Here is a 20,547-nt window from a genome sequence, read left to right as displayed (position 1 = left end):
AATTAGATAATCGTTTTGGTGTTAAAATGTATAGTTGCTCCGATTTTAAAAGCCGGTACTTCCGGTGCCCCAGGCCTTATTGGGTTTAGGGCCCATTTCCAGTTCCAGGTGTCCGCCATTCATCAGTTGCTCATGCGTAAACCAGGGTGTATTCAATTCCTTCCCGTTCATCCGGGCGCTTTGGATGTATTTATTCACTACAGAACAGTGATTAGCCGTGAGGCGGAACTGCTTTCCATGCTGCAGGTCGATGGTTACTTTACTGAATACAGGGCTTCCGATGGTATATACAGGAAGGCCCGGCGTTACGGGATAAAAGCCCATGGAAGAGAAGACCACAAACGCCGTCATACCACCGCCATCTTCATCACCGGGAATACCGAAGATGTTGTCCTTAAACCATACATCGAGCAAAAAGCGGGTAGTCTTTTGCGTTTTCCAGGGGGAGGCTGTGAAGTTGTACAAGTAAGGAATATGGAAGCCAGGCTCATTGCCCATGGAGTATTGTCCTACCAGCCCCGTAGCGTCGGGAAATTTGCTCCAGAATTCATGCTTGCCCCTGCCCAACCCTTCCCGGTACAACTGGTCCAGCCTGTCTTCAAATGTTTGCTTTCCTCCCATCAGCTCAATAAGACCGGGTACGTCCTGCTGCACCTGCCACAGGTAGGTCCAGCCATTGTTTTCATCATAATAATCACGGCCGCCGGGGCCGCCGTCAAATTTGAGGTCAATATTGATCCAGTTGCCCTTATCATCTTTGGGCATAAAGAATTGCTGTTCCGGGTGCCATAGGTGCTTATAGTTCAATCCGCGTTTGGCAAAGAGCGCATAATCATCCTGCTTATGTAAGTCCTTCGCCAGTTGAGCCAGCGCCCAGTCGTCATAGCTGGTACCCAGTGTTACGGCCACTGCCTGCCTTTTTTCAAAGTTGTCTACCAGGCTTACGGTTTCTTTTTCTCCGGGTGGCAAGGCAGGAAAGTAACCATGCGTATGATAAAAATGATCGAGGGAGGTGGCAGGCCCGTTGCGCCAGGGGATGATGGTGGCATCAGTGGCATTTTTGCGCATGCCTTCATAGGCTTTCTGAATATCAAAGTTTCTTAATCCCTTGCGGTAAGCATCGAGAAAGACCACAGAAGAATGGAAGCCATTCATACAGGCATGATCACCAAACAGCATGGGAAAGGTAGGCATCCAGCCACTCTGTTCGTACATGCGTACATAGGATTGCAGCATGTCTTCTTCCTGTGCGGGATTCAATATCATGCGTAAGGGGTGATGGGCCAGGAAGGTATCCCATGACCAGTCGTCCACATAAAAGGGGCGCTTGTCTTGATTCACCTGTTTGTTATAGCCGCTGTAGTAATTGTTATCTTCTGTTATGTCTACCATGCGCTCATAGCACCGGTATAAGGCCGTGTAGAAAGAGCGTTTCTGCGCTTCGGTGCCTCCTTCTACTTTTATCTGCGACAGCACCTTTTCCCAGGCCTTTTTCCCGTTCTCAGCAATAGTAGAGAAGCTCCTGCCTTTTAGCTCTTCCTCATAGTTCTTTTTGGCCTGTGCTGCACTTATGTAGCTGATGGCATATTTCAGTTCCACTTCGCCAACAGCAGCGGGAAAACTGATCCAGGCTTTGGCCCCGCTGCCGGGCATGGTATGTGTGGTGCCGGAAGCGCTCCATACCCCATACATATAGACCTTTACATCACCATGCCAGGTTTCCATACCGGTCACTTCAGTAGCCGATGGAAAACTGTATCCCGAGGGACCGCCGTTGTACACATCCAGCAGGATGGCCCTGTGTGCCGACCGGGGAAAGCGGAAACGGTAGATACCAGCTTTCTTACCGGGGGTGAATTCAACCGTTACTTCATCCTCCACGAGGTAAGTGGAATAATGCCAGGGGTTATTGATTTCCAGGTCATGGTCATACGCCATCCTGTCCTTCCAGCTTTCCGCATTCACCGGTTTTACGGAGGGTTTGATGGAGAATACCTGCCCCATGCGGTGGGAAACAATGTTCAGCGGGAAACTGGTGATCTGGTTATCGAGGTAGTCTTTCCGCTGGGGCGCAACCCGTATCACCTGGTTGGGCAACTGGATGGTGGGCCGGGTGGGTTCCAGTAACTGGCCCACATTACCGATAGTAGGGTCTACATAATCAAGATTGGATCTCTCAGCGGGGGGTAAGGAAGCTTTGCCGGGTTGACGGGCATAGCCGACGGCCACATTCCCTAACAGCAATATCAGCAGCAGGTGCTTTTTCATATAGCAGACAGCAATTTTGTTGAATCAATCTGTCTGCAATAAAGCGGTAAGGCACTAATAAAGGCATTAACAAACCCATTAATTGGGAAATTAATGGACTGTTTTTTATTTTTTTATGCGAAAGAGACGCAGAGTCCCCTTCGGGAGACTCTGCTGGGAAAGAGAAAGCACTCGCCAGCGTCCCGCTGGTGAGGGGTATTGGCAAGCCTCTGGCTTGCGGTCACAAGCCGGAGGCTTGTAAATACCCTCACTCGCCGGAGGCGAGCGAGTGACAATAGTCATTATCCCGTTATTTCAGCAAAAGGCTTTTCAAAGTCATGCCCGTAATTCTCCCGGTATTCTTTGGCAAATTTCAGGTAGGCATCTTTGGCCATTCCATGCCGCCCCAACAATACAAGGCATTTACATTTATAAGCCAGGGCTTCTTCATTGAGCTGGTCGAAGAAAAAGATACAGTTGGCAATCCTGATGATGAATTCCGCTTCGGCCAACAGGTCGGCGGCAGATGTATATTTTAAAAGCATATCTATGGTTTTACCGGAAACATCCGACTTGATATCGTCCAGCCAGTTGTAATGCATGGCACTCAGGAAAGGGCCACGTCCAACAATTTGGACCAGCTCATGGATATAAGCTTTGGTAATGGCCGTTGTATCCGCTACCAGTTCTGTGTACCGCTGATAATCTATTTTAATAGCATCATGCAAAATGTCCAGCTTCCATTTGCCAGACTCCTTCCCGATATGGCATTCCCCTACTTTTTCCAGGATGCCTTTGAGCTTTACCACGTTTACCGAGAAGTTGTTCCGCGCATCCTTCACCGGTTTATCACTCCACAAGGTCTCATACAATTTTTCCGAAGCAATACCTTTCCCGTCTTTCCAGGTATAGATGAGTATCAGCAGGAAGAGTTCTTTGAGCAATGGCGTGAACAGTTTGGTAATATCATTGCCTTCCTTATCAAAGATTTCCAGTTGCCCAAACAGATAGACGGCTGCAATGTCTTTAGCTCCTGCAGGCGGTATGCCCGTTGTATTATTTTCCGGTGCTGTTACTGTTGCCGCAGTTCCTGCTATTTTATCAGACACTACAGGCCGCAGCGCTTCTTCTTTCAATGCCAGTTGCCCGGCCCTTTTCTTACGTCCCATCACTACCAGCACACCCGCTGCCACTACTCCACCTGCCAGCAGGAACCAGATCCAATCGCGGGAAGCTGCCGCCACCGGCGCTGAAGCAATCTGTAGTTTGTTGGGCGGAAAATCAATGGTGTATACTTTTACGCTACTGATGTATTGCTTATTGGTAAACAGCGTTACCGCCACCAGCTTTTTACTGGCAGGGCAATAGTAGAGATCGGCGAATGATTCTATATCGTGAAAGGCATAAGGAATGGTATCCCCCATGAGCTGGTATTCCGGCGATTGCAGGGAACCCTTCATTAATTGCAGGGAGGAATTAAACCGGTCAATGGGATAAATGAGCGCATAGAAATCCCGCGTAGCGGAATCGATGACCAGGCTATTGGAAAAACAAAACTGGCTGGCCGGTTCTTTCAGGTGATAGATACTTTTAAAGGAACCTGTTTTCACGCACCAGGCCATGAGGTCATAGGTGTATTTGGGATTGATTGTCTGATCCCCTGTTTTGCTGCCAAAGCCTCCCATGATAAAAGCCGTATCACCAGCGCTGTTGGTTCCCAAAGCAGCGAGGTAGCGCGGCATAAAGAAATCCCCTTTGGCGTCAACCGCCTCCCATTCCCGCGTGAGAAAGTGATAGCGCTGCACTTCGTTCCTGTATTGCAGTTGCCCGTAACCTCCTATTACGTATAAAGCGCTATCCACCGGCGAGAGGAATTTATTGGCCTGCCAGTAGATGGTGAGCGGCCCGGGCGTAAAGTTGATATCCCATTTATTGGCCTTTGACAGGAAGGTGCTTACTTCCCGCTGGTCAATATTAAAGTTATACAAGACATTACCGGCAGCATTGAATACAGACTGATTGCCGGGTGGCAGTGTATCGTGTCCTGCCGCCAGCCGGATGCCCGTCAGTTGCCCGCTTTTAAAAGAGTACTCGTATAATGAATCTGTTGACACGATGAACAACCGCTCCCTATTTTTGTCAAAGGCCACACTGGCCGTGCCCTGCGTTTCTATGGCAGCCACAGGTACCCAGTTCTGGTGCCGGGGTTTGATCCATACCGGGTTCCTCACTACCGCGCTGTTATTGTTCACTTCATCCATACTTTGATTGCCGCTGCTTTCAGACAAAGGATAGTAAGCCAGCGGCGCATTGCCCACTGTTATCCGTATATCGCGCACATTCATGGGAGGAATATCGGTTATCTGGAAACCAGTGAAGTCATTGGCGCCAAAGAATATCCTGTAGCAGGTAGCGAAGGAGATATTGGCCTTCCCTTTTGCAATAAAACGGTTATTAAGATAGCAACCAGCTTCCTTTGTTTTGGGGTCCAAAGTGATCCTGAACTGGTTCCATTGACCATATAACTGCAGGGAATCAATGGTGAATTCGCCCGACACGGTTTCCCCGATCACAAAGTTGAACCGCTGTAGTTTCTGGTTGTAAACAATATCAATGTTCTGGTGATTGTCTGTTACCAGCCGCACGATATAGCCGAAGTAAATTTCCAGGTGAGGTATAAACGTGAGGTCGAAGGATATTTCAGCAGCCTGCTTCAGGCATAGCGGGTCTTGGGGCGTCAGGTTAAGCGCGGTCCTCTTTTCAGGGACCACCTCATGGCTGGAAAATCGTAAACCATGAGATTGACAAAAAACATTGCCGGTAAAGAATATGAAGCATACCAGTAAAAGAAATCTCCCCATAAGCAAGCTGAGCTAAATAAGGGACAAATTACTTATTCTGAGCTTCATTCAACAGGATTAACAGCGGCATTTTTAAATAAGGGGATAAATGATGAGCGTTGTATATTAAACTAATTCGTCGCCGGTAAAAGCCAGCGGCAATAACATACCGGCTGAAGGAATAATATATACTTTGCCGGTTTTGCCTGCCAGGATCAGGCGCACCGGATGATGTGTACGTTGTTCAAACTCCTGCAAGGTTTGCCGGCAGATGCCGCAGGGACTGATAGGATGATCACTTACCACGCCATCACCTTCATAACTGACAGCCATGGTTTCAATAGGATCGCCGGGATAGCTGGCCCCGGCTGAAGACAGCAATACCCTTTCGGCACAGATGCCTGCGGGATAAGAGGCATTCTCCTGGTTGGCCCCCATTACCAGGGTGCCACTTTTTAAGCGAGCTACTGCACCTACCCTGAAACGGGAATAAGGCGCCCAGGCATTTTGTGTTGCCTCCCGCGCTTTATTCAACAAATAACGGTCATCCTCATTAAGCTCATCGATAGCATCATATACCTCGTAAGAGAATTTATATTCGTTCTGTTTCATGTGTACAATTTAAGAAGTCCGAAGCCTGAGATCAGAAGTCGGAAAAGTCCGAAATTCAACAAGACCTGCCTGTATGCAAGATACTTGCTGACTTTCGGACTTCCTATTTTTATGCTGTGGCCATCAGACTTCCGACTTCAGACCTCAGCTATCTATTTCTAATGAATGCTGCTGAACATACGGTTCCAACGCACACCTTTATCCCAGCTCATCCAGATGAGCCATGCTTCTCCCACAATATGGTCTTCCGGCACAAATCCCCAGAAACGGCTATCCTGTGAGCTGTGGCGGTTATCCCCCATCATCCAGAAATAATCCATTTTAAAGGTATACTTGTTGGTCTCCTGGTCATTCAGGAATATTTTACCATTCCGCATTTCCAGTGTATTGTTTTCATATACACGTATGGCGCGCTCATACAGGGAATAATTATCCGCATTGAGGGTAATGGTAGCTCCTTTTTTAGGAACCCACAGCGGGCCAAAATCATCCACCTGCCAGTGATGCTTTCCATCACGTGGAAATATTTTGTCATCCGTTCGTTTGTATAAGGCAATGCTGTCAATAAGACCATTTTTGATCATCTTGTCTTTGGCCTCATTGGTCAGTAACATCCAGTAATGGTTCTCGCCCATTGGCTGTATCTCGCTTTCATCGGCCTTATCAAAGTCATATTCCTCTTTTAAGGCATCATAATCCAATTGCTGTCCTTTGGTCGTCACCGTATAAGACAATTGCATTTTGGGAGGCAAAAATGCTGGCTGCCCGTTCACGTACAGTACCCCGTTTATGATCTGTAAGGTATCGCCCGCAATGGCCACACACCGCTTAATGTAATTCTCCTGCTTGTCTACCGGCCGGATAATGAGCGGGTACTCCTCCGGATTAGACAGGATCATTTGCCGGCCTACATCCATATTTCCCCGTCCCAGGTCCCAGGCCACATCGTAGTAAGGGTTTTTAGACTGGTATTCATCCCGGTTGATAACCGTATCACCGGCCGGAAAGTTAAACACCACCACATCGTTCCGTTTTATCGGACTGGCAAACCAGCGCGTATAAGGAATATGGATGAGCTCAGAATACGATTTGGTATTCGTTATTGGCAATGTATGGTGCACAAAAGGAACAGCCAGCGGCGTATTCGGAATGCGCGGCCCATAGCTCAGCTTGCTTACAAAAAGGAAGTCATTTACCAGCAGGGTCTTTTCCATAGATCCAGTGGGAATGGTATAGGCCTCAAAAACGAAAGTGCGTATGAGGGTAGCAGCCACCACGGCAAATACCCCGGCGTCTATCCATTCCCGGGCAGCCGTTTTCTTATGTTTTTTAACAATATCAGGTCCGTAATATTTCTCTTTGTCATTGAAACCAATGGCTGGCAGGTAGGCAAAACCCAGCAGTACGGTAGCGGCATGCTGCAGGAACCGGAATTTCCCAAAAAGTTTCACAAACTCCACCAATAACCACAAACTGATAAACCAGCCTACAACAGGAATGAACTGCCAGAAGAACCAGTGTTTCCTGATCCCGGTTACCTTGATAATTTCCCAGGTATTGAGGAAGGGTACAAAAGCTTTCCAGGCCGGGATCTTAGCCTTTTCAAACATTTTATACAGTCCTACGGCGGGTAATAGAACAATCAGCAGCGAGATGATAATAATGACGGTCAGATCGTGTGAACTCATGCTGTCTTTTTTATTAAAATTCCGGGCAAAAATACCATATTAATTGGCATTGCAACAGTGTATTAACCAGGATTTTACTATTTATAAAGCCTCTTCCGGGCCCGGGGGCCCCTCCTGCTACACGGGGGGTGAACCGGTGTATTAGTTGTCATATCGTCCGGTTTGTTACAGGCTGAGGAACTTTTTTCACCCGGAGCATGGGTTTCACACTTATTTCCCAAACACGCTTGCCCAGGTATACAGCACAAAGGCAACGAGATAGGCGGTTAAGATGTTGGTAGCTGCTGCTGAACCGGTTAGCGCAAAAGCGACGGTAATAACGCCAAACAGGAGGAGCGCCATGGAAAACCACTGTACGCCACTATTGCCTTTAAAGCGCAAGGGAAAATCCATATGCCCCAATGGCAATCCCAATGACATGGTGACCAACCCAGCCATCATCACCGGTCCATTGCCGTCTCCTCTATCCGGCATGAATAATCCCATTAATAAGAGGGCTATTCCCGCAACGAGGGCAATGATCAGGCCAAGTGCATTGGTCTTTTCGCGGCCGCTGAGTGCATATTTGCCATCTTTATGAAAGAGCAGGAAGAAATTGGCGAGCGGATTGATGACCCAACTGGTGATCACAAATAAGATGTACAAGGCCCCCACGGCAAGGCCTACATTGTACCAGCCTTCTCCCCCGGATTTCGATACCCGGCTGATCAATTGTACGCCAAAGTAGATACCCAGCGGAATGGCCCAGCGGGCATTCTTGCCTTTATTGTTGATCCAGAAACTGTATTGCAGCAGCCATTTATACGGTGGTATTTTTGATTTGAGGGCTTGTTTTAATCCTTCCCGGGCGCCCTCCATATTGGGATGCAGGCGCAGCGCTTCCCTGAAATGTTCTGCCGCCTCTTTATGGCGGCCTTTCTCGAGCAGGTTCCAGCCAACGGTCGTATGGGTGTAGGCGTTCTCGGGGTCCATTTCCAGCGCATCCTGCATGGTCTCAATCGCATCATCCACCCGCTTCATTTTGTTCAGGGCAGTAGAGCGTACATTGAGACAGGTAATGTTTTCAGGATCTACAGCAAGTCCCTCATTGGCTTTTTGCAGGGCCTGTTGAAAATCTTTTTCTTCCAGTAATACCAGTCCCCACAGGCCGAAGAATTCCGCTGTCCAGGGACTCAGTTCCACGGCCCGTTGCAGGTAGCGCAGGGCCGATGCATTGTTATCTAACTGGTAATAGCCAAAAGCAAGGAGGTAGAAGTAATATCCTTCATGGGGTATGATCCGGATGGCGCGCTGTATTATCTCGATGCCTTCCTTGAATTGCTTCAGATCGAATTTGCAGCGGGCCAGCAATGACAGGGCATAATCATTTTCCGGCTCGGTGCGTAAGGCATCAGCCAGTTGTTTTTCCGCATCTTTGGGTCGCCCCTGTGCCAGTAATAAATTAGCCCGCTCCAGCATGGGCGCTACATCGATCATGCTTACTTTTTAATCTTGAGGAATTTCAGGATATCATCGTACAGTCCGGATTCATTGGCATACAAAGCATAATTGCGTGCCGAAGAAAACCATTCCAGGGTGGTAGGACGATGTTGTTTGGCCGCCTTCAGCAGGTCTTTGGTACCCAATGGCTGCAGATTACCGCTGGCCATGGATTCGCGCAGTTTGTCTTCCACAGCAATATCAATCATGGCTTTAATATCGGCCCCTGAATAGTCAGGCGTTTCCTTCGCTATCTTACGGGTATCAATATCCTTGACCGGCTTGTCTTTCAGCATGGCCCGTATAATGTCTTCCCGGGCGGGCTCATCGGGCGGCTCCACGAAGATCACCCGGTCAAAACGGCCGGGCCTGCGGAAGGCCGCATCCACACTCCAGGGAGCATTGGTAGCTGCCAGGATAAGTACCCCTTCATTGTTGGATTGTACCCCATCCATTTCTGCCAGGAACTGGTTGATGACATGCCGCATGGCCGACTGCCGCAGGTCGCTGCGACTGGCGCCCATGGCATCCACTTCATCAAAGAACAGCACACAGGGTGCATTCTTACGGGCCAGCTCAAATATGCCATGCAGGTTTTTCTCACTGTTCCCTATCCACATATCCAGGATATCGTGCAGCCCGATACTGATGAATTTGGCATGGATCTCCCCGGCCGTAGCTTTCGCAATATAGGTTTTGCCACATCCCGGAGGTCCGTACAGTAATATACCACCGCCCACTTTCTTCCCGAAGGCCTTGTACAGGTCGGGATTCTTCAGGGGCTGTATGATCTTCATGGATATTTCATCCTTGATGCGCGCCATACCACCTACGTGGGAAAAGTTGATGGTAGGCTTCTCTAAAAAATAGCTGCCGCCATCGCGCTCCAGGTCCAGGTCATCCTCCATATCATCACCCTCATCCCCCTGCATACCACCGCCGCTCATGCGCAGGCGGGCGTCGATTTCCTCATCCCGGAAATCGGGGTTGAGCGCTATTACTTTCTGGTACACTTCTACCGCCTGCTGTAAGGAATGCTCCTTGATGAGGCATTTTACAAAAAATACCATGGCATCGGAAGGCAGCCCGGGGTAGATCTCCTCATAAATAATAATAGCTGCGGAGTATTTCTGCTGGTAAAAATAGGCTTCCGCCAGTCCCAGCTTCGCTTTTGTATTGCCATAGCTGCGCTGCAGTACTTCCCTGTATTGTTCGCCCGACTCCACATAGCGTTTCTCCCGCAGCAATACTTCCGCCAGGTGCAACCGCAGCGGAATATTGTCTGGTGAAAACTGTAATGCTTCCTGCAGGCTTTTAATATGATCGCTCATCGCGTTGAAATTAGTACAACAATCTCACCTTAATGGTCTCTTTGACCTGTTTTAACAATTGGAAAGCAGTATCGGAGATCTTCCTGTCCACATCCAATACGACGTAACCGATCTCATCGTTGGTTTTGAGGTACTGCGCCAGGATATTGATATTGTTTTTAGACAATTGCGTGTTGATCTCAGACAATACCCCCGGCACGTTGCGGTGAATGTGCAATATACGGTGGGTGCCTTCCTGCGGCGGCAGGTTCAGGCCTGGTATGGTATGCGATCCATTGGTAATTCCCATTTCGAGGAATTGGAATAGCTTGTTGCTCACATCTTCCCCGATATTTTCCTGCGCCTCTTCCGTAGAGCCGCCGATATGCGGGGTGAGGATCACATTGGGCAACTCCTGCAAAGGCGTTTCAAAGCGGTCGCCATTCTTCTCCGGCTCCCAGGGGAAAACGTCTATGGCGGCACCTGCTATCTGCCCGTCCAGGATGCATTTGCGCAGCCCTTCCAGGTCTACCACTTCACCGCGGGCATAGTTAATTAAGATAGAGCCTTTTTTAAAGTTCTTTAAGGCATTCTTATTGATCAGGTTCCTGGTAACAGGCGTATCAGGAACATGTAAAGTGATGATATCTGCCTGGCTCACCACCTCTTTCAGCGTTTTTTTGGCCACCGCATTGCCCAGCGGCAGCTTGGTCACCGCATCATAAAAGATCACTTTCATACCCAGGGCTTCGGCCAGCACGCTCACCTGTGAGCCGATATTACCGTAGCCGATGATACCGAGGGTTTTGCCGCGCAGCTCATAGCTGCCCTTGGCTTCTTTCATCCAGATACCTTTATGGGCAGCCATATTTTTATCGGGAATACGACGGATGAGCATGATGGACAACCCGATCACCAGCTCAGCCACCGAACGTGTATTGGAATAAGGAGCATTGAATACCACCACGCCATGTTCGGTGGCGCTTTTAAGGTCTACCTGGTTTACCCCGATACAGAAACAGCCGATGGCCTGCAGCTTTTTAGCCGCCTCCAGCACCCGGGGGGTAATCTGGGTTTTGGAACGGATACCCAGGAGGTGTACATCTTTCACTTCTCGGACCAGGTCGTCCTCGGTAAGGGCGCCGCCCAGTTTGCGCACGGAGGCATAACCCGCCTCTTTAAAATTCTTTACGGCTGCGTCGCTGATGTTCTCCAGGAACAGGATGTTCACTTTCTCTTTCGGATAACTTGTATTTTTTTTCTCGCTCATAATGATGGCTCATCTTTTGCGTTAAATAATCACAGATTGCACCGATTATAACAGATTAGACTGATTATGCGGACTATACAGATAATTACAGATTGCACGGATGGAAGTTCAGTAAAGGCAGATGGAGTGAATAATATCTATCAATTCGCCTATAACATTGAATAATATCTACTAATCCATGAAATCTGCTTTTAATCTTATAATCCGGGATCGGGGTGCAAAGATGTCGCATAAAATTGACATGGAAAAACCGGATCGGGGTTGATGGATGTCAAAAAAGGTAGCAGCGACTTATAGAAATAAGTATTTATCAGTACTTTATGATGCAAATAATCTGTGAAATTACAGGCCTGATGCCGTAAATTCCGTGATTAATTGATATTTTTGTTGATCACTAACCCGGAAAAAAACAGTTCCTTTTGAAAACCATGTTAAGGTTCATTCCAGTAAGCCTCCTTGCTATTGGCTGTGCACAACTCAGTGATAAACAGCCAGCATTATTAGCGCAAACAAATGCGCAGACTACCCTGTCTGCTGCCAATGCGTCTGCCAACAACCCAGATTCAGCCGACTACTATATATCGCTCGTAAGGGGTTTTGTGGATACCACCTTTGGTGACCACCTGAATGGCAGTATCCTGGTTGCCCGCAAGGGACAGGTCCTGTATGAGAAATATGCCGGGTTTTCCAACCCCCGCCGCCCGGAAGATTCCATTACCGCTAATACCCCCTTTCACCTGGCTTCGGTGTCCAAGACCTTTACCGGCATGGCCGTGCTCAAACTGTGGGAACAGGGCAAGCTGAATATTGACGATCCCGTGAGCCATTACCTCCCCAACTTCCCCTGCGCAGGTGTTACGGTAAAAATGTTGCTGAACCACCGCAGTGGTATTCCCAAGTATGACCATTATATGGGCAGCCTGGGCTGGAACAGGCGCAAGATCATGAATAACCAGGATGTGCTGGACTTCCTGATCACCAACCGCAAGAAGATCCCCGTTGGCCGCCCCGACCGCGGCTTCAGCTATTCCAATACCAATTATGCCCTGCTGGCCCTGATCATTGAAAAGGTGAGCGGCCAGTTCTATGGCGATTACCTCAAGCATACTTTCTTTGATTCCCTGGGCATGCGTGACTCGTATGTGTTCACCCGGGCCGATTCAGCCCGCAGCCTCCCCTCCTTTTATTATTCAGGCCGCCCTTATGCCTTTGACTATTTAGACATGGTATATGGCGATAAGAATATTTACAGCACCGTGCGTGACCTGCTGAAATGGGACCAGGCGCTGCACAATGGCTTGTTCAAACAATCAACCCTTGATGCCGCTTATAGTCCTTACAGCTTTGAAAAGCCCGGCACCCATAATTATGGTCTTGGCTGGCGCATGTATGTACTGAAGAACGGCAAGAAGCTCGTATACCACAATGGCTGGTGGCATGGCAACCGTACCGCCTTTTACCGCCTGCTGGATGAGGATGTAACCATCATCGCCCTGTGTAATAACGACGCTAAGAGCATTTATACAGTCAAGGAAATGGCCGACTATTTTGGCGATTATATGCAGCGTACAGACGGTGACGGCTATGCCGATAACCGGGTAGCGCGTACTGTTCGCAAGAAATCGTCCAAAAAGCAAATGATAGCCAAGGCCAAAACAAAATCCTACAAAAAGAGAAGCACCACCACTTCGTATGCCGGTAAGGCCGCCAGGACCACTAAAACTACCAGCAAGTCCGGAAAGAAGTAATGAGTGGCGTATATTAGCCTACTCATTATTTAGCCATGTACATTTTCTCCGCTACCGATATACGCGCCTGGGATGAATATACCATCCTGCACGAGCCTATCGCCTCTATTGATCTTATGGAGCGGGCCTCACTGGCCTGCTATCAATGGTTGCTGAAATACCGGAATACCGAAGCCGGCTTTGTTATTTTTTGCGGCAAGGGTAATAATGGGGGCGATGGACTGGCCATTGCCCGGTTACTGGCAGCAAGCGATCATACCGTTACTGTTTATATCCTTGAATTTGGCCACAAAGGCACCGATGATTTCCAGACCAACCTGGCCCGCCTGCATGACTCCAATGCCACGATTAAATTCATTTCTTCTGAAGAAGGCATCCCGGTACTCACGGCCGGCGATATTGTGATAGACGCCCTGCTGGGTTCGGGGCTCAACAGGCCGCTGGAAGGATTAACCGCCTCCGTGGTGAAGCATATCAACCAAAGCGGCGGGGAAGTGATTGCCATTGATATCCCTTCGGGACTGATGGTAGACAGCTCTTCGGCCGGCAATACGGTGATCACTGCTACCCATACCCTGAGCTTTCAATGTTATAAGCCCGCTTTCCTGGTAGCAGAGAATGCTCCTTTCATTGGTGTGCTGCATATACTGGATATCGGCCTGCATCCCGCTTTCCCGGAAAAACATCCCCCTGCCCACCACTGGATAGACAAATCACTGGTACAGTCCATCCTCCAACCACGCAAGCCATTTTCCCATAAAGGCAGTTATGGCCATGCAGCGATGGTAGCAGGCAGCCAGGGCATGATGGGCGCCGCTACACTTAGCGCCAAAGCCTGCCTGCGCAGCGGCGCAGGTAAACTCACGATGCACATTCCCGCCGTTGGTTATACGATCATGCAGATAGCTGTACCCGAAGCCATGACTTATACAGCCGGTAAGGAATATGTGGAGCTGGCAGTGGAGATGGACAAGTATGATGTGATAGGCGTTGGTCCGGGTTTGGGTCAGCATGCTACACACAAGCCATTACTGGAAAGTATCTTTCAGCAATGCAGGCATGCACTGGTATTGGATGCCGATGCCTTAAATGTACTCGCACAGCACCAGCAATTACTGGAGCAGTTGCCTCCGGATACCATCCTCACGCCCCACCCCAAAGAGTTTGAGCGCTTATTTGGCAAAGCGGCCAATGATTTTGAACGCATACAACTGGCGCTGAAAAAAGCCGCCGCCTTTAAGATCGTGATTGTATTAAAAGACCGTTATACCCTCGTAGCCACGCCGGAAGGACTGGCTTATTTCAACAGCACCGGCAATCCCGGTATGGCTACCGGTGGCAGTGGCGATGTACTAACAGGCATCATTACTGGTTTGGCTGCACAGGGCTATACTGCTGCACAGGCAGCCATAGCTGGTGTATACCTGCATGGCCTGGCCGGCGATCTCGCTGTCTCCTACTCTTCCCAGGAATCCCTCATTGCTTCTGATATTACTGATTATTTGGGCGATGCGTTTCAACAGGTGAAGGAATAATACTTTCTATGATTAGTTTCTTACGCAAAGCACGCCACAAAAAATGGAAATGCGTTGAGAACAGGTCACAATAAGAGTTAGTCTATAGGCTCTTTTGAGAAAACCACATAAATTAAGTGAAAGCAGTGAAAAATTGATGCGTTTGATTACAATCCGGTGTTACCTTTGGTAAGACAGATTCTCCCACTTCATTATCCGCTCATTTTATGGAAAACACAATCCGGCCGAAAGCCGCTGCCAAAATGTATGCAAGTGTTTTTTTCACTGCTATCTGTAACCAGGTAAGCAAGTACATAAAAGTCAGGCACCTTCTTATCTTCCTGTTTGCTTATACCGCCTTTAGTAAATTGAACCCTATCACCTACACGCCTCCTTTCACCTGGGAAGAAGTGAAGCTCATTGATGTAACGGCTTTCCGGGATGCCATGTTCAAATCACCTGTATTGCGCCCTTATGTAACTGAACTGGCTTATATCATTCCTGTAGCCGAAATACTGATCTGTTTATTATTGCTTTTTGACAAAACAAAAACAGCCGGCTATTATGCTTCCCTGCTTTTACTGACCTTGTTTACCGGCTACATTATTTATATCCTGGTCAAATACGGAAGCATGCTGCCTTGTTCCTGCGGCGGGGTAATTACCCAGCTATCCTGGAAACAACACCTGTTCCTGAATGCCTTTTTCCTGCTCATAACGATACGGGCCCTTTACATTACACACAAGCAACAACACGGTCCGGCAAACCCGTAGTACTATAACCAATCCTGAAGATCATTAACGGAGTTATAAAAATGTTACAAACAGGGAAAGCCTGCTCCTGTAAACACGCAGGCCATTTTTTAATCAATAATCTTCAAGTTATGAAGCATTTCAAAATCGGTATCTCAGCCATTGTGCTATTGCTGGCCATTGGCACCTCCTTCGCTTTTCGCACTGCCGAAGCAAAGAGCAAGGCACTCTTAACTTGTGTATGGTACGATTACACCGCAGCGCCAGGCAATGAACATGACCCGGTAAATTTCACATTAACAGTAAGCCCGCCCCCTTCCTGTCCGGGTGCGACAAACTTATGTGCTATTTGTGTTGACCCCAGTGAAATTTATGGACCTGGAGGAGCATTCCCTGGATTACCCATGGTAGATGACGAGAACACTTATATTAAGAACCTCATTGATAATGCTCTGCTGCAGTTTGAAGACCTCTCTATAGAGATCCTCAATACCGGAGTTGAGTTGAAGAATTAAAAGGGTATAAAACAGGTCAACAAATAAAGGGTTATCCTATATAAGCGGGATAACCCTTTTTATATGCCATCCTGTGAAAGGGTTATTTCATGAGTTTCATCGAAGTTATTTTATCATCAATAGTTACCCGCAGCAGGTAGGTTCCTTTGGGCAAACTACCCAGTTCATCCACTGAAACCGTATTTTCTCCTGCCGGCAGCAATAGCTGCATTGACTTTATGACCCTTCCCCCAAGATCAGTAACCGATAAGTGTACATGGCCCGCGCTTATTAATCCTACTTTCACCCATACTTTATTAGTGAAGGGGGCCGGGTAAGCATTGATCAAGCCGGTCTTTTTTTCGTTCATGAATACAGCAATGATCTTTGAGTATTCAAACCTGCCGTCTATATCTACCATTTTTAAACGATAGTGGAGTATGCCGTTTGACATGTTGGTATTCATACTGCCTGCATCCGTAAAGGTATAGTCAACAGTATTATTATTGGTGGACCGGACATTAACCCTGCCGGCAACGGTAAATGTGCTCCCATTCGCAGACCGTTCCACTTCGAAATGGCTGAAGTTGATGGCGGATGCTGTGGACCAGGCCATCCGTACATCTTTGTTGATGGCGCGGGCTGTGAAGGTCATCAATTTAACAGGCGTAACGGCCAACGCCTGTGGCGCCAGGGCTACCCCTCTGAAAGAGGTATTGTTGGTGACAGCGGTAGCCAATACAGTAGGCGTTCCTGCAAAAGCGCCATTGAACCCGCTGGCATCGGTAAGTGTAACGAACTCGCCACCGCCGTTGGCAGCACTGTTGAGACCTATTCTCATGGTGTATAAGGTAACGGTAGTTCCGGAAACCTTGATAGCCATGCCCCTATAATCATCAGTACCGGTACCAACAGTTCCATTTAAAGTCCAGCTTCCACCAACATGAGAATATTTTTGAATGCCAGCGTTGTCATCCGCTACGTAAAGTACATCTGGTCCGGCTACGCCCGCATCCAGGTCTGCAAAAATAAACTGTCCCGGGGTTCCGCCTGTGGGAAAACCGGGCAGACCGGAGACCGTTTGCCCGCTTGTGGTTGGCATGCCGGTACCTATCACTCCCAATTTTGGAGTGCTGGTATTGCCGGCTACATATAATTGACCACTTGTAATGTTAAGAGCGCGAAGCGCTCCCGGGCCACCGGTACTCAACCGGGTAGAGGTAGTAGCGCCCAATGGAGCATACCGTACGCCCCCGGTACCACCAGCCGTTCCATTTCCGCAAGCCCACACGCCAGTACCATCGTCTGATACCGCAGACCTTACAGAACCTGCAGAAGAAAGATCGGTGAGCGCGGTAGTGGTATTGATGGTGGCGTCATACTTAACCAATCCGATGGTCCTTGGAACGGCTGCACTCGTTGTAGCGGTTAGGGTGGCTGTTCCCACGGCGGCATTATAACCGGGAACCACCAGGTACTGGCCATCAGCCGATAAGGTCATAATCCCTTCCGTGCCGGCAGTACCGGCTCCGGTTAACACCTGGTTGGAGCCACTCACGGCTACCGGCATGGCAACCGACTGGACCAGTACGCCGGCCGGTGTATATTCATCTAAAAATACCGGCGTTGCAGCACTGGTTAATGCTGAGCCCGCCGTGCCCACGCGGTATACTACAATATTACCTGACGTAAAGGGCACCTGCGCAGCCCCTGCCATAAATACCATTAAAAAAAACATAGTGACGTTGAATTTCATTGCTACCATAAGAAGGATTTTGTAGAGTAAAAGTGATTTCCTGCAAATACTGCATGCCGGATACCCCACGCCTGACTGTTTGGGCGCATAGATATCTTGGGCAGACATACTACTGCCAGTAACATTAACCTGTGGGTTGGTGGGGAGCTGTGTGGTGTTACGCCAAAAAGGAGTTGGTTTACGGTACCAAATTAAATGAAGTAAAAAAGGTAAGGAGGCCGTTCTTTGTATACTATAAGATATAGCTAAATAAAATTACTGCATAAACTCCGGACTAATAACAATTCATGACTAATTTATTATAACTGCTATTCCGGAGGAGATATAAAGACTACCATACACTGGGGCGGCAACGAAAAATGACCGGATTCGGGTATCTGACACGATTGCTTTATGCTCCCGGAAAGCCAATTCTTTACACCTCTCCCGGTTAACCGCACTTTACAATATAGTTAACATCCTGCCCACTACTTTTAGCAAAAAATAAATAGTGAGGGTCACATTTTTACTTGCTGTACTATTTACTGTCTGTCATGCGATTAATGCCCAGAACGACCATTGGGTGATTGCCGGCGAAGTAAGAGATCCGCGCCATGCGCCTCTCCCATCTGCTTCAGTACGGCTTGTTATCAAAGGTACCGGCACCCTCACCAATCAATCCGGTCAATTCCTGTTAAAAGGAAATGCGGCCTCCCTCCATGATACACTGGAAATCTCCTATCTCGGCTTTTCTACGCAACGCCTGGCGGTAGCCGGCCTTGCCGCACAAAAAGCAACCGTTATACAATTAAAGCCTCTCCCCGCAGCGCTGCAGGAAGTGGTGGTGAAACCCCTCCATCCGCTGGAACTGCTGGAAAATGCCCGTAAACGTATTCCGGATAACTATTTCACCAACCCGCATGTTACACGCGGCTTTTACAGGATAGATACCAAAAAGGGAGCAGCACATATTATGCTGTCCGAAGCCGTATTTGACATTTACAATTTCGGTTATACCGCCTCCAAAACCAGTCAGTTCCAATTGCAGAAAATGAGATCGGTACAGGATGAAAAAGCATCCCACGGCATTGACCTCGGACTGAAACCTAAAAACCTGTATGAATTTGACCAGGTAAAGGAGATCGCCTCTTCCGAACTGCTCAGTAAAGAAGGCATTAAAAAGCACCAGTTTACCATGCGGGGCGTAATTAACTATCATGGCCGGGAAGTGTACAAGATACTATTTGATCAAAAAGAAGGCATCAAAGAATCCCTGTTTAAAGGGCAGCTTTTACTGGATGCGGAAAGTTTCGCCTTTGTGTCTATACAAATGGAAAGAAGTCCGCGTGGCATGGCCTGGTGTAAGTATGGCGACGCAGGCACCCGGGCCTTACTGAAGATACTGGGAATGAATATTGACATACGCAAAGAGGCCTGGGACATTACTTACCGGCCCTATGGCGGCAAGTGGATCTTATCGTCTGTGAAGAATGACAATATACTGAACTTTAAAAGCAAGCGGGGCTTCTATGATTTTCCGGCGGATATCAGGGTAGATTATATTATAACGGAGATTGATACCCTGCCCGGCAATGCCTTTGTAAGTAAGGAAGCGCTGGGCAACAATAAGTTCATTGAGTTGCAGCAAGCTGACAACAATGCTGAATTCTGGAAGGACTACAATATCCTGCTGGCCGATTATAATTCGGAAGCTATTGCCAGGGAGATCGAGGCCCGCAATAGCGCCTTCAGCCTGAAAGAAAAGATGGAATCAAAACTGAGAAAGATACGGGGAGAGGTAACCACCCGCATTGATTCCATTTGCAGTTACTACCATAACATGGGCGCCTTCAACGGATCGGCGCTTATTCAATACAAAGGCAAAATCATCCTTGTAAAAGGCTATGGCATGGCTGATAAAGAAAAAGCAGCAACAGCCGCAGACACTACCCAATACAGGATCGGCTCGCTTTCCAAATCATTCACCGCACAACTGGTCCTGCAACTGGTGCGTGAAAATAAACTCCGGCTGCAGGACTCCATTGGCCGTTTTTTTCCTTCCCATGTACATGGCGCCGTGACTATAGAACAACTCTTAACCCATACGTCAGGCATTCCCAGCTATACCAAAAACGACGACTATACCGCAAAGCTGATGAGCCAGCCGTATGAACTACCCGAGATGGTGACTGCTTTCTGCAGCGACCAACCCGAATTTACAGCAGGCACGCGGTTCAGCTACACCAATTCCGGCTACCTGCTATTGGCAGCCATCATTGAAAAGGTTACCGGACAATCGTATGGACAGGTATTGCAGGAACGCATTTTTAAACCGCTGGGCATGGACCATTCCGGGTTCGGCCTGCCTGTATTGAACTCAACCGGTTATTGGATGGGACAAAAAGAGCCGGCATATCCTATTAAGAATATGGCTGGCGCCGGTGGCATTGCCTCCACGGTGCAGGACCTGCTGAAATGGGATGAGGCCATGTATAAAGGCACGGTATTGCCCGATAGCCTGCTGGCCGCCTCCTTTACGCCACGCGCCGACTACACCGATTGGGATGCCGGTTATGGCTATGGCTGGATGATTGATAAAAAGATGTTCAGGAAGTCACAACAACATACCATCATTTACCATCCGGGCACCGACTTTGGTTATTACTCCATGTTTGTGCGGCAACCCGACGATCAAATCCTGATCATCCTATTGAGCAATGCAGGAGATTTCCCACGATTTGACATGACGGATTTAATACTCAAAGAGCTGGAATAGGAACTTCCCGGGCAATGCAGGCCACCTATTTATCAGAATTAAACGATAAAGTTTAAAATTGGTATTTAAATTTGTATATACT

At 48.3% G+C, this 20,547-nt stretch carries 13 protein-coding genes; 5 read left to right on the top strand and 8 right to left on the bottom strand.

Annotated features, from left to right (window positions below; genetic code table 11):
* Positions 1-45: 45 nt before the first annotated feature.
* From HB364_RS17260 to serA, 7 genes are all read right to left on the bottom strand, one after another.
* Complete coding sequence (locus tag HB364_RS17260; RefSeq protein ID WP_167289457.1) at positions 46-2,268, bottom strand: GH92 family glycosyl hydrolase; 2,223 nt, start codon at positions 2,266-2,268, stop codon at positions 46-48.
* Between the two features lie 281 nt (positions 2,269-2,549).
* Positions 2,550-5,108: a hypothetical protein gene (locus HB364_RS17255; RefSeq protein ID WP_167289456.1), complete on the bottom strand. Its 2,559-nt coding sequence runs from the start codon at positions 5,106-5,108 to the stop codon at positions 2,550-2,552.
* 105 nt (positions 5,109-5,213) lie between these two features.
* Positions 5,214-5,699 (bottom strand): cytidine deaminase, encoded by a 486-nt coding sequence (locus HB364_RS17250; protein WP_167289455.1) that lies wholly within the window; start codon positions 5,697-5,699, stop codon positions 5,214-5,216.
* Positions 5,700-5,857: 158 nt separating this feature from the next.
* A complete protein-coding gene (locus HB364_RS17245; protein ID WP_167289454.1) occupies positions 5,858-7,387 on the bottom strand; it encodes a S26 family signal peptidase in 1,530 nt (509 codons plus the stop codon).
* Between the two features lie 210 nt (positions 7,388-7,597).
* Complete coding sequence (locus tag HB364_RS17240; protein ID WP_167289453.1) at positions 7,598-8,863, bottom strand: tetratricopeptide repeat protein; 1,266 nt, start codon at positions 8,861-8,863, stop codon at positions 7,598-7,600.
* Positions 8,864-8,865: 2 nt separating this feature from the next.
* Positions 8,866-10,197 carry an ATP-binding protein gene (locus HB364_RS17235; RefSeq protein ID WP_167289452.1) on the bottom strand — a complete coding sequence of 444 codons (1,332 nt, stop codon included), beginning with the start codon at positions 10,195-10,197 and terminating at the stop codon, positions 8,866-8,868.
* Between the two features lie 10 nt (positions 10,198-10,207).
* Entirely contained in the window at positions 10,208-11,446 is a 1,239-nt protein-coding gene (gene serA / locus HB364_RS17230) for a phosphoglycerate dehydrogenase (protein ID WP_167289451.1), read from the bottom strand.
* Positions 11,447-11,874: 428 nt separating this feature from the next.
* On the opposite strand from serA, the gene HB364_RS17225 reads away from it, so the two are divergent.
* The 4 genes from HB364_RS17225 (at position 11,875) to HB364_RS17210 (ending at position 15,975) form a co-directional block, all read left to right on the top strand.
* Positions 11,875-13,194: a serine hydrolase domain-containing protein gene (locus tag HB364_RS17225; protein ID WP_246228548.1), complete on the top strand. Its 1,320-nt coding sequence runs from the start codon at positions 11,875-11,877 to the stop codon at positions 13,192-13,194.
* A gap of 35 nt (positions 13,195-13,229) precedes the next feature.
* On the top strand, positions 13,230-14,729 hold the full coding sequence (locus HB364_RS17220; protein WP_167289449.1) for an NAD(P)H-hydrate dehydratase: 1,500 nt from the start codon (positions 13,230-13,232) through the stop codon (positions 14,727-14,729).
* Positions 14,730-14,935: 206 nt separating this feature from the next.
* Positions 14,936-15,481: a MauE/DoxX family redox-associated membrane protein gene (locus HB364_RS17215; RefSeq protein ID WP_167289448.1), complete on the top strand. Its 546-nt coding sequence runs from the start codon at positions 14,936-14,938 to the stop codon at positions 15,479-15,481.
* 110 nt (positions 15,482-15,591) lie between these two features.
* Positions 15,592-15,975, top strand: a complete 384-nt coding sequence (locus HB364_RS17210) for a DUF6520 family protein (protein ID WP_167289447.1) — start codon at positions 15,592-15,594, stop codon at positions 15,973-15,975.
* A gap of 82 nt (positions 15,976-16,057) precedes the next feature.
* Here the strand turns inward: HB364_RS17210 and HB364_RS17205 are convergent, their stop codons facing one another.
* On the bottom strand, positions 16,058-17,719 hold the full coding sequence (locus tag HB364_RS17205) for a T9SS type A sorting domain-containing protein (protein ID WP_167289446.1): 1,662 nt from the start codon (positions 17,717-17,719) through the stop codon (positions 16,058-16,060).
* A gap of 481 nt (positions 17,720-18,200) precedes the next feature.
* Here HB364_RS17205 and HB364_RS33545 point away from each other — a divergent pair, with 481 nt between their 5' ends.
* Positions 18,201-20,465: a serine hydrolase gene (locus tag HB364_RS33545; RefSeq protein WP_167289445.1), complete on the top strand. Its 2,265-nt coding sequence runs from the start codon at positions 18,201-18,203 to the stop codon at positions 20,463-20,465.
* The last annotated feature ends 82 nt before the right edge of the window (positions 20,466-20,547 follow it).

Origin of the sequence: Paraflavitalea devenefica (genome assembly GCF_011759375.1) — a bacterium.
Lineage (GTDB): Bacteria > Bacteroidota > Bacteroidia > Chitinophagales > Chitinophagaceae > Paraflavitalea > Paraflavitalea devenefica.
Note: the sequence above shows the minus strand (reverse complement) of the source record. Positions and strands in the feature narration are given on the sequence as shown.

What these genes read in the sequence shown, in the direction of transcription:
- HB364_RS17260 (WP_167289457.1), bottom strand. Translation starts at nt 2,268, where the DNA reads ATGAAAAAGCACCTGCTGCTGATATTGCTGTTAGGGAATGTGGCCGTC.
- HB364_RS17255 (WP_167289456.1), bottom strand. Translation starts at nt 5,108, where the DNA reads ATGGGGAGATTTCTTTTACTGGTATGCTTCATATTCTTTACCGGCAAT.
- HB364_RS17250 (WP_167289455.1), bottom strand. Translation starts at nt 5,699, where the DNA reads ATGAAACAGAACGAATATAAATTCTCTTACGAGGTATATGATGCTATC.
- HB364_RS17245 (WP_167289454.1), bottom strand. Translation starts at nt 7,387, where the DNA reads ATGAGTTCACACGATCTGACCGTCATTATTATCATCTCGCTGCTGATT.
- HB364_RS17240 (WP_167289453.1), bottom strand. Translation starts at nt 8,863, where the DNA reads ATGATCGATGTAGCGCCCATGCTGGAGCGGGCTAATTTATTACTGGCA.
- HB364_RS17235 (WP_167289452.1), bottom strand. Translation starts at nt 10,197, where the DNA reads ATGAGCGATCATATTAAAAGCCTGCAGGAAGCATTACAGTTTTCACCA.
- serA (WP_167289451.1), bottom strand. Translation starts at nt 11,446, where the DNA reads ATGAGCGAGAAAAAAAATACAAGTTATCCGAAAGAGAAAGTGAACATC.
- HB364_RS17225 (WP_246228548.1), top strand. Translation starts at nt 11,875, where the DNA reads ATGTTAAGGTTCATTCCAGTAAGCCTCCTTGCTATTGGCTGTGCACAA.
- HB364_RS17220 (WP_167289449.1), top strand. Translation starts at nt 13,230, where the DNA reads ATGTACATTTTCTCCGCTACCGATATACGCGCCTGGGATGAATATACC.
- HB364_RS17215 (WP_167289448.1), top strand. Translation starts at nt 14,936, where the DNA reads ATGGAAAACACAATCCGGCCGAAAGCCGCTGCCAAAATGTATGCAAGT.
- HB364_RS17210 (WP_167289447.1), top strand. Translation starts at nt 15,592, where the DNA reads ATGAAGCATTTCAAAATCGGTATCTCAGCCATTGTGCTATTGCTGGCC.
- HB364_RS17205 (WP_167289446.1), bottom strand. Translation starts at nt 17,719, where the DNA reads ATGGTAGCAATGAAATTCAACGTCACTATGTTTTTTTTAATGGTATTT.